Origin of the sequence: Pseudoalteromonas sp. CNAT2-18.1, assembly GCF_022347865.1 — a bacterium.
In the GTDB taxonomy this organism is placed as follows: Bacteria; Pseudomonadota; Gammaproteobacteria; order Enterobacterales; family Alteromonadaceae; genus Pseudoalteromonas; species Pseudoalteromonas ruthenica.
Genome location: NZ_JAKRFR010000002.1, coordinates 536,296 through 550,633, shown reverse-complemented (window position 1 = coordinate 550,633; position 14,338 = coordinate 536,296). Strand labels below are relative to the sequence as shown.

The following is a 14,338-nucleotide window of genomic DNA, read 5'->3' as shown; positions in this document are numbered from 1 at the left end:
GTGTATCAGAGGCTATTTTTTCAGCCAGTTACTGATTTTTGTTTTCATAATATCCCGTAGGATCGGCTGCGCCTCAGCATTAGGGTGAATGTTATCGTTTTGCATTAATTCACCGTTGGTCGCCACTTGCTCTACAAAGAAGGGCATTAAGGTCACTTGCTTTTCCTTGGCCACATCAACAAAGCTTTGCTCGAATAACTCGGTATAACGGCGGCCATAATTGGGTGGAATACGAATTTGCATTAACGCCACCTCAGCACCGGCCTCTCGGCTTTTATCTATTAGTGCATGCAGGTTGGCTTTCATTTTAGTGACGGGAAAACCACGCAAGCCGTCGTTCCCGCCAAGCTCAATGAGCACATGGGTAGGGGTGTGCTCTTTAAGAATCGCATCAAGGCGGCGCAGTGCTCCCCCTGTGGTTTCACCGCTTATACTGGCATTAATCAGGGTAGTGGGCGTATTTTGTTGTTCGTACGTATCTTGTAACAATTGCACCCAGCCTTGGTGTTGTTTTAACCCATAGGCTGCGCTTAAGCTGTCACCTAGGACTAGTATCTGATTGTCAGCCCAAGCGAATAATGGTTTAGTGACAAGCAGTAAGACGATAAAAACACGTAGGATTGAAGCACTCATATGTCAGCGTTATCTCAATTAAATATTATTCAAGTCAAAGAATTAACTAAGTCCGTTAATACGCTTGACGGCGATTTAACGATCCTCAGCGACATTACCTTTAATGTCAAGCCGGGCGAGTCGGTGGCCATTGTTGGCGCCTCGGGCTCGGGTAAATCCACATTGTTGAGCTTGTTAGCAGGGCTTGATGTGGCAAGCTCGGGAAGCATTACCTTAGATGGTGATGCCTTGGAGCAACTGGACGAAGAAGGGCGCGCGGCCTTGCGTGCGCAAAAAGTCGGGTTTGTATTCCAATCCTTTATGCTGGTGCAAAGCCTCAGTGCACTTGAGAATGTGATGTTGCCAGCTGAGCTTGCTAACCAAAGTGATGCCAAAGACCAGGCGCTGGCGCTGTTGGAGAAGGTCGGTTTGAGTCATCGCGTTGAGCATTACCCTTCGCAGCTTTCGGGTGGTGAGCAGCAGCGAGTTGCTATCGCTCGTGCCTTTATTGGCACGCCGCAAATTCTGTTTGCTGATGAGCCTTCGGCAAACTTAGACAGTAAAAACGGTAAAATGATTGAAGAGCTGTTGTTTGAGCTTAACCAACAGCAAGGCACCACGCTGGTGCTGGTTACACACGATGAAGCACTGGCACAGCGATGCGACCGTATTTTGCACATCGAAGGCGGCAGTCTAACCGAGTTGAGTGAGCCGAAGGAGCAGGTCAATGTGGGCTAAATTGGCATTTAGACTGTTTTTGAGAGAGCTGCGCCGAGGCGAGCTCACGGTGATATGTGCAGCCATTGCGTTGGCAGTGATGACGGTGTTGACCTTGTCCTCGGTAACTGACCGTATTGGTCAAGCCATTTTGCAAAAATCCAACGCTTTTATCGCCGCCGATAGAGCGCTGGCCAGTAACCATGCGTTGCCAGATGAATACCGCCAGAAAGCACAGAAAATGGGCTTGAAAACGGCGCAGCTCACGTTTTTCGATACCATGCTCTTTGCCAATGACCGCATGCAACTGGCGGCAATAAAAGCAGCGTCATCGGCCTATCCTCTTAAAGGTGAGCTACTCATTAAAAGCGATTTTGATGCCCAAGAGCAAGTGGCCGAGGGCGGCCCTAAAGAGGGCAACGTTTGGCTCAATGAAACGGTGATGTATTCATTGGACCTGCAAGTGGGCGATGAGGTTGAGTTAGGTGCTGCCACCTTTACCGTTAGCCATATTTTGAGCGAAGAACCGGATGCGCCGTTCAATATTTTCTCTGGCAGTCGCCGGGTGTTGCTTAATGAAGCTGATATCGCCAAAACGGAGGTGATCCAACCGGGGAGTCGGGTGTTTTACCGTCAACTCTATGCTGGCGATGGTGACGATGTCGAAGCATTTTATCAATGGCTAAAACCTCAACTGGCCGAAAACCAACGTTGGTATGGGGTGAAAGACAGGCAGTCGCCCATAGCTAATTCGCTAGAGCGATCGGAGCGCTTTTTACTGTTGGCAGGTTTGTTGGGCATTATTCTCGCGGCAGTGGCTATTGCGGTATCAGCAAAGCGTTATTGCGAGCGCCAATACGACCCAGTGGCAATGATGAAAACCCTAGGCGGGGCTCGTGCACAAATACGCGCCATTTATTTGCTGCACTTGTCACTGGTGTGTGGTTTTTCACTACTTATTGGCCTTGCTGTAGGGTATTCGCTGCAGCACGTGGCCGCCGACTACATGGCTAAAAGTATGGATATTAGCCTTCCGCCTGCGTCGCTGCGCCCATGGTTAAGTGCGGTATTCATCGGGGTTGTGTGCGCGGTGATGTTCTCTATTAAGCCGCTGCTCGATTTATTTGATATTCCGCCGTTACGGGTATTGCGTCGAAACCTCGGTGACAGGTTGGTGGTGAGCAAAATCCACCTCGCGCTCTCGGCGTTAACGGTTTTTGGGTTAATGTGGTTATTCAGCGGTAAAATCAAAATTACCCTAATCTTATTCGCCTCATCGGCCCTTGTTGTAGTGGTGCTGTTTGTCGCCTCAAAAGTGATTTTTGGCACAGGGCGAAAGCTCGGCCTCAGCCCCGGTAACAGTTGGTCTTTAGCGCTGGCTTCAATTCAAAAGCGGGCTAATGCCAATGCCGTGCAATTAATCAGCTTTGCGCTGGCGATTAAGCTGTTACTGTTTCTCATTGTGCTTAAAAATGACATGATCAATGACTGGCAATCGCAATTACCAGCGGATGCGCCTAACGCGTTTCTTGTTAATATTAGCGAGCAAGAAAAACAGCCCGTGGCTGACTATCTCGCGGCTAATAACATTGAGGTGTCGCGCTTTTATCCGACCATTCGTGGCCGCGTCAATGCCGTCAATGGCGAGAAAGTCGCGCGAGAAGTGTCATTAGAGGATAACGAGAAAAAGGATGAAGAAGCACGCTCTGGTGTGGGTCGTGAGCTGAACTTGACGTGGGTTCGCGATATGCCAAGCCATAACACCCTAACCAAAGGGCAGTGGTTTACAGAGCAAAGCCAGGGGGAAGTCTCCATTGAGCAATCAATGGCTGAGCGGTTGGAGATTCAACTGGGCGATACCATTACCTTTTTAATCGGCTCGCAAAGCTTTGATGCTGAGGTTACCAGCTTTCGCGAGGTGAATTGGTCCACCCTAAAACCAAACTTCTTTATGATCCTAAGCCCAGACTTGCTCGCTGAATTTCCGGCAACCTATATTGCGGCAGCACGCATTGATGACGGTGAAAATAAAGCCTTTACTCAGCTATTGCGGCAGTATCCCACCATTACGGCTATCGATGTCGACAACTTTGTCGAACAAATTCGCTCAACCATCGAGCAGGTGTCGTTAGCCATTGGGTTTGTGTTGGCAATCGTGGTGGTCTGTGGTGCCCTGGTATTAATTTCGCAGGTCCAGGCGAGCTTGGGTGAGCGGATGCAAGAGGTCGTTATTTTACGCACCTTGGGAGCGCGCGGAAAGTTGATCCGAGGAGCCACCTTGTATGAATTCTTACTACTGGGGTTGATAGCTGGCGTAGTTGCCGCCTTAGTGAGCGATGTGGCGCTTTTCATTGTGCAGCGACAGTTATTTGAGCTACCTGGAAAGTTCCACCCTGATATATGGTTCATCGGGCCCGTAGCGGGTGCTTTGTTTGTGGCACTGTTGGGATACACTATGATAGCGCGAACACTCAACAAGAACACCAGTGGTTTGCTACGCAAACTGATGTAGACGAAAAGGCCGCTTTAACAAGCGGCTTTTTTAATTGCGGTTAAGGAGTTGAGCCAGGGCAGGTTTGAGTTCGGGATGGCGAAAGCGAAAGCCCTCGTCTATTAGCCGCTGGGGTTGAACATTTTGCCCATAGAGCAATAAATCGGCCATTTCTCCCATCATCAGCCGTAATGCAAAGGCCGGCATGCGCACGATGGCGGGGCGGCGCAGTACTTCAGCGAGCGTTTTAGAGAATTCCTCATTATTGACGGGCTTAGGCGCGGTGGCGTTGATGGCGCCGCTAATATGATCGTATTTTATTAGGTACATAATTAGCTGCACCATGTCATCAAGGTGGATCCAAGACATGTATTGTTGGCCATCTCCTATGGGCCCACCGAGGCCAAAGCGAAATGCGGGGAGCATTTTTCCTAAGGCACCGCCTTGGGCACTTAGCACAATACCGGTACGCAGCAAGCACACACGGGTTTGTGCTTTGTTTGCGGCTGCCTCCCAGTCGCGACAAAGCTGATGGCTAAATTCATCATAGCAGTGGCTGAAGTCTTCGGTGATCTCCACATCTCCTTGGCGGCCGTAATAGCCAATGGCGCTGCCCGATATTAACGCCTTCGGTTTGTTGTCTGCGGCATTTATCTTCGCCACGATAGCGTCGGTGGTATTGAGTCGGGAGTCGTAGATACGCTTTTTTTGTTGCTCGCTCCAACGCTTATTAACGATGGGCTCACCGGCGAGATTGATCACGATATCGACATTATTAAAATCAACCTCATCCAAGCTTTGGATGGCTTCAATACGATGACCCAACTTTATGTACGCCCGTGAGGGGGAGCGAGTGAGTACCGTAACCCTATGGTGGTTAAGTAAATGCTTGTAAAGTTCGCTACCTATGAGCCCTGTGGCTCCGGTGATCAATATATGCATGGGTGCCATCGTGTTGCTAATTCACTTTGTTTCTAGTTTAGTTCAAATACTACGAAACTGGCGAATTTAAGATCATTTCCTATGGCCAATCAATGGTTTATTTTCAATCGTATCTCACCTAAACTAGCATCACTTGTCTGCTTTAAGGAAACGAACTGTGCCCAGCTTCACTGGAGCGAGTAAAAGCCTCCTAGTTATGGCCGCCTTGGTGGTGGTTTTGGCAGGGGTGAAAACCGCAAGCGCCTTGGTGGTGCCTTTTATTCTATCGGTATTCATTGCCATCATCTGCAACCCTTTGATTGATACTTTAGGTCGCTACCGAATTCCCAAAGGCGTGGCAGTGAGCATTGTTATATTGCTGGTGGTCGCCGTCCTTTTGAGTATTGGCGGCTTAGTAGGGCAGTCGGTGAATGATTTCTCGCAAAACCTGCCGCAGTATAAAGAGCAATTAAAGAAAGAGTTTGTGTGGGCGGTAAACACGTTAGCGCAATACAATATTTTCCTAAATAAAGAGCAACTGATCTCAATGTTTGACCCTGGGAAAATGATTGATGTAGCCACCAACATGTTAACTGGGCTAGGCGGGGTGATGGCTAACCTGTTTTTAATCATCATTACCGTGGTGTTTATGTTATTTGAAGGCCCCAGTATTAGTCGCAAAATTCACTTAGCGTTAGATGACCCAGATATGAAAATGGCGCAAATAGACCGTTTTCTTGAGTCCATTAACTCGTATTTGGCGATTAAAACCTTAGTTAGCTTAGCGACAGGCTTTTTAGCGACCATGTTATTGTGGGCGCTGGACGTCGACTACTTTATTTTGTGGGGCGTGGTTGCCTTTATGTTTAACTACATTCCCAATATCGGCTCTATTATCGCCGCTGTGCCGCCGGTATTATTGGCTTTGATCACGCAAAACCCATTGACTGCGGCTTTTGTGGGCATGGGATACTTAGTCATCAATGCGGTGATGGGCAACGTGGTCGAGCCTAAATTTATGGGTCGGGGATTAGGCTTATCGACCTTAGTCGTGTTTTTATCGTTAATCTTTTGGGGCTGGTTATTGGGCACGGTGGGTATGCTGCTGTCTGTGCCTTTGACTATGGTGGTGAAAATAGCCCTAGAAGAGAGCGAAGAAGGGCGCTGGCTTGCCACCTTACTTGGCGCCGACGTAGACGACGCTAAGCAAAGTGACCAAGGTTAATCCAGTGGCACGCGATAACTGTCGATACGTTGCTCAATAAGCCGTAACTCACAATGCTTATACGCCATCGCCGCAGCCGCAGCGTCGGGCATGACACGCAGATAACGCCACCGACAGCTATCTTCAAGATAGCTGTCAAAGCTCTGTTGCGAGCGCAAATAAATATCCAATGGCTGAGTGATCCCCGATTGCTTAGCGAAGTTCTCGAGCTGCAGCTGACGCTTATTCTGCCACGCAGTCAAATCTCGGCGCAAAAGCTCTAACTGGCGGTCAAGACATTGGATATAGTCACGACGACTATCGGGTGTTTCGCCTACCGGCGCGCATTGCGCAATTTCATTGGCATCAACAGTATTGAACAAGCAGGCGCCGAGGCCAATGGTTAACACAAAAAAGTGACGTTTCATAATGACGTTAGGTTATCTCTTGGTAATCAAACTCAAGCATAAAGCGAGCGCCGCCCAAGGGGCTGTCGTCGATGCTTAAAATACCATGATAGCCGTTTACGAGATCAGCGACAATGGCCATCCCCACACCGTGTCCGCTTTCATAGCTATCAAGGCGGGTACCACGTTGCAACAGCAACTCACGCTTCTCTTCAGGCACGCCAGGACCATCGTCTTCAATCATCAGTTTAAGACGCTTCTTACGCTGTTCAACCTTTAAACTCACCTGCGAGACACAGGCTTTACAGGCGTTATCAATGAGGTTGCCAAGCAGTTCCATTAAATCGGTTTTATCGCCCAAGAAAAAGTGTTTGTCGCTCACATCGACACTGAATTCGATGTCTTTATCACGATACACTTTACTCATGGCATTGAAGATAGAATCCGCTACCGGCTTAATATGTGTTTGTTTTTTCCATGTATCGGACGCACCCGTGGCTGCGCGCTTCAATTGGTGTTCGATCATCACATTGATGCGGTCCAACTGCTCTTGGGCATCGTCATCGCTGGCCATAGGGCTTGACTTAAGTACAGCCAAGGGGGTTTTCAGGGCGTGGGCAAGATCACTTAAAGACGCGCGATAACGCTCTTTTTGCCGTTGCTGTGATTCTAACAGTAGGTTCAAATCGGCTTTTATATTTTGCAGCTCAACGGGGTAGTTGCCTTTGATACGCGTGCCTTCGCCCGATTCAATGGCTTTTATCTCTTTATCTAAGCGATGTAATGGACGAGAGTTCCAGATGAAGCCGATGATCATCAACACGGTGATCACCACACCCATAATTAACATCCAGTTTATTGATGTCTCCTTAAACCCTTCCATCAGCCTTAATAAACCATCGTTACTTTTAACTACAATGAAGCGGGCTTCAATGGTTTGGTCGAGATTCGCGAGGATCCCAGTGAGTGACAGTTGCCAGTATTTGCGACCATTGACGGTCACGAGGCGAAAATCCGCTTTACCGGTTTCGGTGATCACTAAGTCTGGTTTGTAATCAATATTTAAGGCGGACTCACTTTGCCAGACTCGCTCGTTGCCATTATAAATCATGGCATAGGTGTCTGATGTGACGCGGTTCAGCTCGGGGGCAAGAATACTGCGTGGCATTTCTACACCACGTTCACTGTATTCAACTTCAGATATTAATGAGTATAAATGCGCTTCGAGGGTTTTTTCAGTGGCCTCCACTAATGAGGCACGATACGCGTTGCCAATCGAAGCAAATAAAATAGGCATGGCTACGATCAACAAAAAGACAAGGATAAATCCTTGTCTTATTTTCAGTGAAACTTGATTTCCTACCACTGGGTGCGCAGCCTGTATCCTCGCCCACGTAGGGTCTCAACGGGGTTCAGGGTGCCTTCTGGGTCCAGTTTCTTGCGCAGACGCAGAACAAATACTTCTATCACGTTAGAGTCGAGATCAAAGTCTTGGTCGTAAATGTGCTCGGTCAATTCCGATTTAGAAATCACTTTTTGTGGATTCACCATCAGATATTCCAACACTTTATATTCGTAAGCGGTCAGGTTGAGCTCGCGCTCTTCTACCCATACCTGCTGCGAGCGTGTATGAATACGGATTGGGCCGTTTTCAATTTCAGGGTTAGCCTGACCCGCACTGCGACGAATTAGTGCGTTACAACGAGCGATTAACTCTTCCACATGAAATGGCTTGGTAAGGTAATCGTCGGCACCGGCATCGAGGCCTTCGACCTTATCTTGCCAGCGATCGCGCGCAGTCAAAATTAAGATAGGGATGTCGACGCCATTTTTACGGGCTTGTCTGATAAGCTCAATACCATCAATTTTTGGTAAGCCTAAATCAACCACCGCCATATCCAGTGGGTATTCACAAATATGGAAAAGGCCCGCTTCTCCATCATTGCACAAATCAACGCTGTAGCGCTCTTTTTCTAGGGCACTACGCAGGTTATCTGCCAAATGTAAGTCGTCTTCAATTACTAGTATGCGCATTAATTATTTTCCTTCTCTACCTGCCCGGTGCGTTTTGAGACGCTGACGTCAACCACACGGCCCTTGGGCTTTAATATACGAACAATAAACTTTTCCCTTTGTTCAGATATCTTTAACACTTTACCGTTTTCGGCTTCTTTGGCAATTGCCACTGCCTGCTTTTTATCAATGTCTTTGGGGGGCGTTGAGCCAGCCTGGGCCACTGACGTGGCTAAAACAAAAGCAGTAAATATAGCGGCTATATATTTAAGCATGGTTCAAAGAACTCCCAATTGATCTTTCGTTGCGCAACATACACTGCACTTGCAGCGGCAATGTCGCAAGCATACAAAAAATCAATTAACCTTTACTGAATTACGCTGGAAGCACCTTTTTGAAGGGCTTGACTACTGAGTTTTCATATACACCAGCGGCGATGTAGGGGTCATCAGCGGCCCATTCCCGTGCATCTTCTAAGGATGCAAATTCAGCTACGACTAATGAGCCCGTAAAGCCAGCTCCACCCGGGTCGTTACTGTCCGTCGCTGGAAGTGGTCCGGCAAGGTGTAAGCGCCCTTGGTGCTGTAACTCTTGCAAGCGTGCAAGATGCGCTGGACGCGCTTTAAGACGCTGCTCGAGCGAATTTTCCACATCGGTGGAATAAATCATGTACAACATAATAATAACCAAGTACTTGGTATCGATTACATTTATGATAGCCAGCAATGATAGGCGTTGTAAATTAATATCGTTGTTTAAATGGGACCGCGCCCACCAGCAGTCGTTAAAGCTTGAAAAGCTTTGTTTAACACTGGTAGAGTCGGGTTAAAACAATAACAAGGTTTTTCTATGAGCGAAAAACGTGAACATTTTAGCTCTCGCTTGGGCTTTATTCTAGCTGCTGCAGGCTCTGCGGTAGGTATTGGCAACCTCGTTGGGTTTCCTGTTTCGGCCACCAAAAATGGCGGTGGTGCCTTTCTTTTGGTTTATGCACTGTTTGTGGCGTTTATTTGTTTGCCGGTCATGATGGCGGAAATGGCTATGGGCCGAAAAGCGCAAAAAGACCCTTATGGTGCATACAAAACACTGTCGGATAATTCACCGCGCTGGCGCGGTGCAGGGGTTCTTGCGGTACTGACGCCGTTTATGATTGCGGTGTTTTACATGGTTATTACGGTGTGGATTTTCGGTTATCTGGCACAAACAGCCATGGGCAACCTTGATGCGCTTGCCGACCCCGGTAACTTTGGCCGCTTCATTAATGAATACAGTATTTTTGGCTACATGGTGGTGGTCGCCATTGTGGTTAACTTAATCCTCGTCGGTGGCGTCAAAGAGGGCATTGAAAAGGCTGCGAAGTTCCTAATGCCAGCCCTTTTTGTGCTGCTCATCGGTTTGGTTGCCTATGTATTGACCTTGGATAATGCTATGGCGGGTGTGCGTTATTATGTGGTCCCGGATTTCTCCAAAATGAATGCCAGCGTACTCAATGGTGCCTTATCACAAGCGTTTTTCTCGCTGTCGTTAGGGATGGGGATTTTGATGACCTACGCGTCCTACATCTCGAAGAAGGATGATATTGTAGGTGGTGCAAAGATGGTCGCCATCACCGATTCACTGGTGGCTTTTACCGCCGGCTTAATGGTGTTGCCAGCTATTTTTAGCTTTAATCCGGATACTGACCCAAGCCAACTCTCAGAGTCGTCGGTGTCGATGATATTTGTTTATTTACCGAAGATTCTTTTGGCACTGCAAACCGATATTGGTTATATGGGCGCGTCTATGGTGGCGTTTGTATTTTTCTTGTTGGTGTTTTTTGCTGCCATTACGTCGTTGGTGTCGATTGTCGAGGTGCCCACAGCAACGCTTATTGAGGAAAAGGGCTACAGCCGCAAAAAAGCACTGTTAGTTTTAGCAGGCGCTATCGGCTTACTCACCATTGGCTGTACCGTATCATTTGGCATGGTCGATTGGTTGACTCAGTTCACCCACTACGGTGATGCTGATAAGAGCTTCTTTGATGTGGTTTATGACGTGTTTTATGACACCATTTTACCTCTTAACGGCTTGATGGTGTGTTTGTTTGTTATGTATCGTTGGAAGAAGGCGCGTTTGAATGATGAACTTTCGCAAGGCTGCGCTAGTTACGAAGGCAGCTTTATGCAAAAGTACGTGAATTTCTCACTATCAACCTTTATCCCAGCGATTTTGCTGTTGATTTTCATCAATACTGTGGCAACCAAGTTTTTCGCTATCAGTATCTTCGGCTTTTAATTCGCCGGTCGGGGGCTAGCCTAAATAGCCCCCGAATCTAAATAACTGCCAAGTCCCAGAGTAAACATCCACAGCCCCCACAAGCTATGTTCCAGCACACACACAAGTGTGGAGCGTGAGTGCGCATAGGTATAAGAAAACAGTAGCCCACCGCAAAACGACAATACTATCGCAACCCAATTCCCATAAACCATGTGTGCCAAGGAAAATACGCTTGCACTTAACCAAATACGCCAAGTTTTGCTAGGAATGATGGGTTTATAGCGGTGAAAGAAATAGGTGCGAAAAATCAACTCTTGTGGCAACACAGAGAACAGCGGGTATAACACCAGTAGCATCAACCAGCTCAATGGTGATTGCAGCGGGTAGCTGAACCAGTTTTCCTGGTTGAGAATGCCATAGAGCACACCCGAGAATAATGCTCCGGTGAGAAAAAACGTGGCAATGCGCTTACGCACCGCTGAGAACTGCCCCATGGATGTGATGCGAAAGCGTTTAAAGTGGGGATCGGTAAGCAGAACAAAACAACACACCGCAGTGAGGGTAATTAACGCCGGGATCAGCCAATTATGCAAATACTCGCGCATCAGCAAGCCGGCAACCGGCAATAGGATAAAGATACAGAACAGCTCTAGCCAGCGATACTGCGCGTTATTCAATGTTTCAGCCCATTGCTACACTCAATATGTACTCAGTGTAGCAGGGCTGTACGACAGCTTTATGACTCTTCTTCAGGAAAGTAAGGGTAAAGACGCATAATCGTGGCAATAATAGCCACAAAGGTGATGCCGATAAGGCCGAACACTTTGAAGTTTACCCAAAAGTCGAGCGAGAAATTGTAGGCAACATAAATGTTGAGCACTGCAATAACGGCAAATAAAATAACCCAGAAAATGTTTAACTGCTCCCAAATCCGCTCTGGTACCGTAATCTCTTGGCCTTGCTCACCGCCTTGTTTCTCTTCTACCGACTTGAGCAACCCAGTGAGTGCCTTTTGCACTAGGTTCTTTTTGAAAAACAGCCGTGCGGCTAATAACACCACCGCTAACAGCGCATAAATGAAGGTGGCCTTCCATTGGATAAAATGCTCATCTCGAAACAGAATGGTCATGGTTCCTAACACCAGGGCGATAGCGAAAAACACCCAATGACGCTTAGCAATATGGCCCTCTTTGAAATAGCCATAAGCAAGCTGCAGGGCACTGGTGCCGATTAATACGCCCGTCGCCCAGTAGATATCAACGAGTTTATAAACAGCGAAAAATAAAATTAGCGGAATGTATTCAATTAAAGTACTCATTCACGACGTCCATTACATTAGGTAGCAGCCGTTTTACCAGTATCTGAGAGCAAGCTCAAGCATCAGTGCGACATTGACATTTTCATTGTCGCCTTTTAGGCTGCGCGGCTTTGAGTTTTCAGTAGGTAGCACCGTGAACAAAAAGCAACTAATTGACGCCATGCATGGGCGCAGTGGATTAACTAAGCAACAATCTGCGGCAGCGTTAACATCACTCATTGAGGCGATAACGCGGTCTTTACACGAAGGGGATGCGGTATTTATACCTAAGTTTGGTAACTTTTCGCTTAGCTATCACCCGGCGAAACGCGGTCGTAACCCGCAAACAGGGGAGGAAATAGAAATAGCAGGGCAAAACAAAGTGGCCTTTAAATGCGCCAAGGCATTAAAAGACCACATACAGCCAGGCTAACCCTTGGTCGCCTCTTTCATGGCGATAGTAAACACTTTCAGCTCTTCACACATGGCCTCTGGGTGGTCCAAGTTGGCGGCAATAATTTTTACCACGGCGGAGCCACTGATAGCCCCCGCAGCACCACTGCTCAGGGCTTGGCTCACATCATCCGGAGTGCTAATACCAAAGCCAAGCAACGCAGGTGCGGCATGATATTCTTTTAGCTTGGCAATCATCGAATCCGCCGGCATTTGCGCTTTGGTTTCAGTGCCCGTGACGCCTGCTCGGGAGAGCAAGTAGGTGTAACCGCGCCCGTAAGAGGCGCACTGTCGAAGGGTGTCATCATCGGCATTGGGGGTGGCGATAAAAATCGGCTCAATGGCGGTTTCAGTGGCCGCTTGGCGGAACATTTTCGACTCATGTAAGGGCACATCGGCGACCAAGATTGAGTCTACCCCAGCGTCTTTCGCTTGTTGGTAAAACTGCTGCGGTCCACGGGCTAATACCAAGTTAGAATACAGTAGTAAACCAATTGGAATATCTGCGTTATAGGCACGAATTTCGCGAATGATGTCAAAGCAATCATCGGTGCTAATGTTCGCCTCTAAGGCGCGAATATTGGCGGCCTGAATCACCGGGCCATCGGCAATTGGGTCGGAGTAGGGGATGCCCAACTCTAATGCGTCGGCACCGCCATCAATCAGGCTTTTAATAATGGCAATACTTTGTGCTTTACCCGGATCGCCCAAGGTCACAAAGGGCACAAACGCGCCTTCATTGTGCTCGGCGAGGTTGGCGAAGGTGGTGGCATAACGACTCATGATATATCTCCTTTAGCAGCAAGCACTTGATGCACATGGGCCAAGTCTTTGTCACCTCGGCCGCTGAGGTTTACAACAATAATACACTCTTCACTTTGTTGCTCCGCATACTGGAGGGCATAGGCCAGTGCGTGGCTCGACTCAAGTGCCGGTATAATGCCCTCATGGCGTGCCAGCGCCTTAAATGCATCGAGCGCCTCATCATCGGTGATCCCCACATATTGGGCGCGGCCGCTTTCATGCAGATGCGCGTGCTGAGGCCCCACTGCGGGGTAGTCTAAGCCTGCCGATACTGAGTAAGACTCTTCAATTTGGCCTTGCTCAGTTTGCATGATGTAGGTGTAAGCGCCATGCAAAATTCCTTTGCTACCACGACATAAGGTCGCGCCATGTTCACCGCTATCAAGGCCCTTACCTGCGGGTTCAACGCCGATCAGCTTGACGCTCGGCTCATCAATGAAATCGGTAAACATGCCAATGGCGTTAGAGCCGCCGCCGACACAAGCAATGACCGCATCGGGTAAACGCCCTTCGGTTTCGAGAACCTGTTGTTTGGCTTCTTCACCTATCATTTTTTGGAACTCGCGTACCACCGTTGGGAAAGGGTGTGGTCCGGCAGCGGTGCCGAGCAGGTAGTGCGCCGTTTTATAATTTGCTGACCAGTCACGCAGCGCTTCGTTCACGGCATCCTTCAAGGTACCAGAGCCGGCGGTAACAGGTATCACTTCAGCGCCCATCAAGCGCATACGAAATACATTCGGCTGCTGGCGCTCGACGTCTTTAGCGCCCATATAAATGCGGCACTTTAAACCCAACAGCGCACAGGCTAAAGCCGTAGCCACACCGTGCTGACCAGCGCCGGTCTCAGCGATGACTTCCTCTTTGCCCATGCGTTTGGTGAGCAAGGCCTGGCCCAACACTTGGTTGGTTTTATGTGCGCCACCGTGAAGTAAATCCTCACGCTTAAGGTACAGTTTGACCTTGGGGTTTTTCACCAAGTTACGCGTTAATGTTAAAGGTGTCGGACGGCCGGCATATTCATTGAGCAAAGAGTGAAACTCTTTTTCAAAAAGCGGGTCGTGTTGTGATTTATTAAACTCGGCTTCTAGCTGTTTAAGCGCCGGCACCAAAAGCTCCGGCACAAACATGCCGCCAAAATCGCCAAAATAGGCTGAATTACTCAT

Annotated in this window: 16 protein-coding genes; 5 read left to right on the top strand and 11 right to left on the bottom strand. The window is 48.4% G+C overall.

From position 1 onward, the window contains the following. Positions 1 to 12 precede the first annotated feature (12 nt). A complete protein-coding gene (locus tag MHM94_RS05885) occupies positions 13 to 633 on the bottom strand; it encodes an arylesterase (protein WP_235418901.1) in 621 nt (206 codons plus the stop codon). Between MHM94_RS05885 and MHM94_RS05880 the strand changes: the two genes are divergently transcribed. Both MHM94_RS05880 and MHM94_RS05875 read left to right on the top strand, forming a co-directional pair. After that, positions 634 to 1,350, top strand: a complete 717-nt coding sequence (locus tag MHM94_RS05880; protein WP_022943809.1) for an ABC transporter ATP-binding protein — start codon at positions 634 to 636, stop codon at positions 1,348 to 1,350. Further along, positions 1,340 to 3,841, top strand: coding sequence for an FtsX-like permease family protein (locus MHM94_RS05875; protein WP_235418902.1), 2,502 nt, complete (start codon positions 1,340 to 1,342; stop codon positions 3,839 to 3,841). Before MHM94_RS05880 ends, MHM94_RS05875 begins: the two co-directional genes overlap by 11 nt. 30 nt (positions 3,842 to 3,871) lie before the next feature. Here MHM94_RS05875 and MHM94_RS05870 read toward each other — a convergent pair whose 3' ends face one another. Continuing rightward, positions 3,872 to 4,762: a TIGR01777 family oxidoreductase gene (locus tag MHM94_RS05870; protein ID WP_151172596.1), complete on the bottom strand. Its 891-nt coding sequence runs from the start codon at positions 4,760 to 4,762 to the stop codon at positions 3,872 to 3,874. A 157-nt stretch (positions 4,763 to 4,919) separates the two neighbouring features. On the opposite strand from MHM94_RS05870, the gene MHM94_RS05865 reads away from it, so the two are divergent. Beyond that, on the top strand, positions 4,920 to 5,966 hold the full coding sequence (locus tag MHM94_RS05865) for an AI-2E family transporter (RefSeq protein WP_045978403.1): 1,047 nt from the start codon (positions 4,920 to 4,922) through the stop codon (positions 5,964 to 5,966). Here the strand turns inward: MHM94_RS05865 and MHM94_RS05860 are convergent. The 5 genes from MHM94_RS05860 to MHM94_RS05840 form a co-directional block, all read right to left on the bottom strand. Further along, positions 5,963 to 6,373: a lysozyme inhibitor LprI family protein gene (locus MHM94_RS05860; protein WP_022943805.1), complete on the bottom strand. Its 411-nt coding sequence runs from the start codon at positions 6,371 to 6,373 to the stop codon at positions 5,963 to 5,965. The two genes, MHM94_RS05865 and MHM94_RS05860, sit on opposite strands and share 4 nt — an antisense overlap. 7 nt (positions 6,374 to 6,380) lie before the next feature. After that, positions 6,381 to 7,718, bottom strand: coding sequence for an ATP-binding protein (locus MHM94_RS05855; protein WP_026110951.1), 1,338 nt, complete (start codon positions 7,716 to 7,718; stop codon positions 6,381 to 6,383). Then, positions 7,712 to 8,386 (bottom strand): response regulator transcription factor, encoded by a 675-nt coding sequence (locus tag MHM94_RS05850; RefSeq protein WP_022943803.1) that lies wholly within the window; start codon positions 8,384 to 8,386, stop codon positions 7,712 to 7,714. The genes MHM94_RS05855 and MHM94_RS05850 overlap by 7 nt, the downstream gene beginning before the upstream one ends. Beyond that, positions 8,386 to 8,640 carry a PepSY domain-containing protein gene (locus MHM94_RS05845; RefSeq protein WP_022943802.1) on the bottom strand — a complete coding sequence of 85 codons (255 nt, stop codon included), beginning with the start codon at positions 8,638 to 8,640 and terminating at the stop codon, positions 8,386 to 8,388. Before MHM94_RS05845 ends, MHM94_RS05850 begins: the two co-directional genes overlap by 1 nt. Positions 8,641 to 8,740: 100 nt before the next feature. Next, positions 8,741 to 9,043 (bottom strand): YciI family protein, encoded by a 303-nt coding sequence (locus tag MHM94_RS05840; protein ID WP_026110949.1) that lies wholly within the window; start codon positions 9,041 to 9,043, stop codon positions 8,741 to 8,743. Positions 9,044 to 9,214: 171 nt separating this feature from the next. Here MHM94_RS05840 and MHM94_RS05835 point away from each other — a divergent pair, with 171 nt between their 5' ends. Beyond that, the gene (locus MHM94_RS05835) at positions 9,215 to 10,639 is read left to right on the top strand and encodes a sodium-dependent transporter (RefSeq protein WP_151172598.1); all 1,425 of its coding nucleotides are present in this window, start codon (positions 9,215 to 9,217) and stop codon (positions 10,637 to 10,639) included. Positions 10,640 to 10,659: 20 nt separating this feature from the next. On the opposite strand, the gene MHM94_RS05830 is transcribed toward MHM94_RS05835, so the two are convergent. Beyond that, a complete protein-coding gene (locus MHM94_RS05830; protein WP_235418903.1) occupies positions 10,660 to 11,298 on the bottom strand; it encodes a CPBP family intramembrane glutamic endopeptidase in 639 nt (212 codons plus the stop codon). A 59-nt stretch (positions 11,299 to 11,357) separates the two neighbouring features. Continuing rightward, positions 11,358 to 11,939, bottom strand: coding sequence for an inner membrane-spanning protein YciB (locus tag MHM94_RS05825; protein ID WP_235418904.1), 582 nt, complete (start codon positions 11,937 to 11,939; stop codon positions 11,358 to 11,360). A 133-nt stretch (positions 11,940 to 12,072) separates the two neighbouring features. Here MHM94_RS05825 and MHM94_RS05820 point away from each other — a divergent pair, with 133 nt between their 5' ends. Continuing rightward, positions 12,073 to 12,351 (top strand): HU family DNA-binding protein, encoded by a 279-nt coding sequence (locus tag MHM94_RS05820; RefSeq protein WP_022943797.1) that lies wholly within the window; start codon positions 12,073 to 12,075, stop codon positions 12,349 to 12,351. Here MHM94_RS05820 and trpA read toward each other — a convergent pair. Together trpA and trpB are read right to left on the bottom strand one after the other, a co-directional pair. After that, positions 12,348 to 13,154, bottom strand: coding sequence for a tryptophan synthase subunit alpha (gene trpA / locus MHM94_RS05815; protein WP_045978399.1), 807 nt, complete (start codon positions 13,152 to 13,154; stop codon positions 12,348 to 12,350). The genes MHM94_RS05820 and trpA overlap by 4 nt on opposite strands. Beyond that, positions 13,151 to 14,338 (bottom strand): tryptophan synthase subunit beta, encoded by a 1,188-nt coding sequence (gene trpB, locus MHM94_RS05810; RefSeq protein ID WP_045978473.1) that lies wholly within the window; start codon positions 14,336 to 14,338, stop codon positions 13,151 to 13,153. The genes trpA and trpB overlap by 4 nt, the downstream gene beginning before the upstream one ends.

What these genes read in the sequence shown, in the direction of transcription:
- MHM94_RS05860 (WP_022943805.1), bottom strand. Translation starts at nt 6,373, where the DNA reads ATGAAACGTCACTTTTTTGTGTTAACCATTGGCCTCGGCGCCTGCTTG.
- MHM94_RS05835 (WP_151172598.1), top strand. Translation starts at nt 9,215, where the DNA reads ATGAGCGAAAAACGTGAACATTTTAGCTCTCGCTTGGGCTTTATTCTA.
- MHM94_RS05880 (WP_022943809.1), top strand. Translation starts at nt 634, where the DNA reads ATGTCAGCGTTATCTCAATTAAATATTATTCAAGTCAAAGAATTAACT.
- MHM94_RS05825 (WP_235418904.1), bottom strand. Translation starts at nt 11,939, where the DNA reads ATGAGTACTTTAATTGAATACATTCCGCTAATTTTATTTTTCGCTGTT.
- MHM94_RS05875 (WP_235418902.1), top strand. Translation starts at nt 1,340, where the DNA reads ATGTGGGCTAAATTGGCATTTAGACTGTTTTTGAGAGAGCTGCGCCGA.
- MHM94_RS05885 (WP_235418901.1), bottom strand. Translation starts at nt 633, where the DNA reads ATGAGTGCTTCAATCCTACGTGTTTTTATCGTCTTACTGCTTGTCACT.
- MHM94_RS05850 (WP_022943803.1), bottom strand. Translation starts at nt 8,386, where the DNA reads ATGCGCATACTAGTAATTGAAGACGACTTACATTTGGCAGATAACCTG.
- trpA (WP_045978399.1), bottom strand. Translation starts at nt 13,154, where the DNA reads ATGAGTCGTTATGCCACCACCTTCGCCAACCTCGCCGAGCACAATGAA.
- MHM94_RS05840 (WP_026110949.1), bottom strand. Translation starts at nt 9,043, where the DNA reads ATGTTGTACATGATTTATTCCACCGATGTGGAAAATTCGCTCGAGCAG.
- MHM94_RS05845 (WP_022943802.1), bottom strand. Translation starts at nt 8,640, where the DNA reads ATGCTTAAATATATAGCCGCTATATTTACTGCTTTTGTTTTAGCCACG.
- MHM94_RS05870 (WP_151172596.1), bottom strand. Translation starts at nt 4,762, where the DNA reads ATGCATATATTGATCACCGGAGCCACAGGGCTCATAGGTAGCGAACTT.
- trpB (WP_045978473.1), bottom strand. Translation starts at nt 14,338, where the DNA reads ATGAGTAATTCAGCCTATTTTGGCGATTTTGGCGGCATGTTTGTGCCG.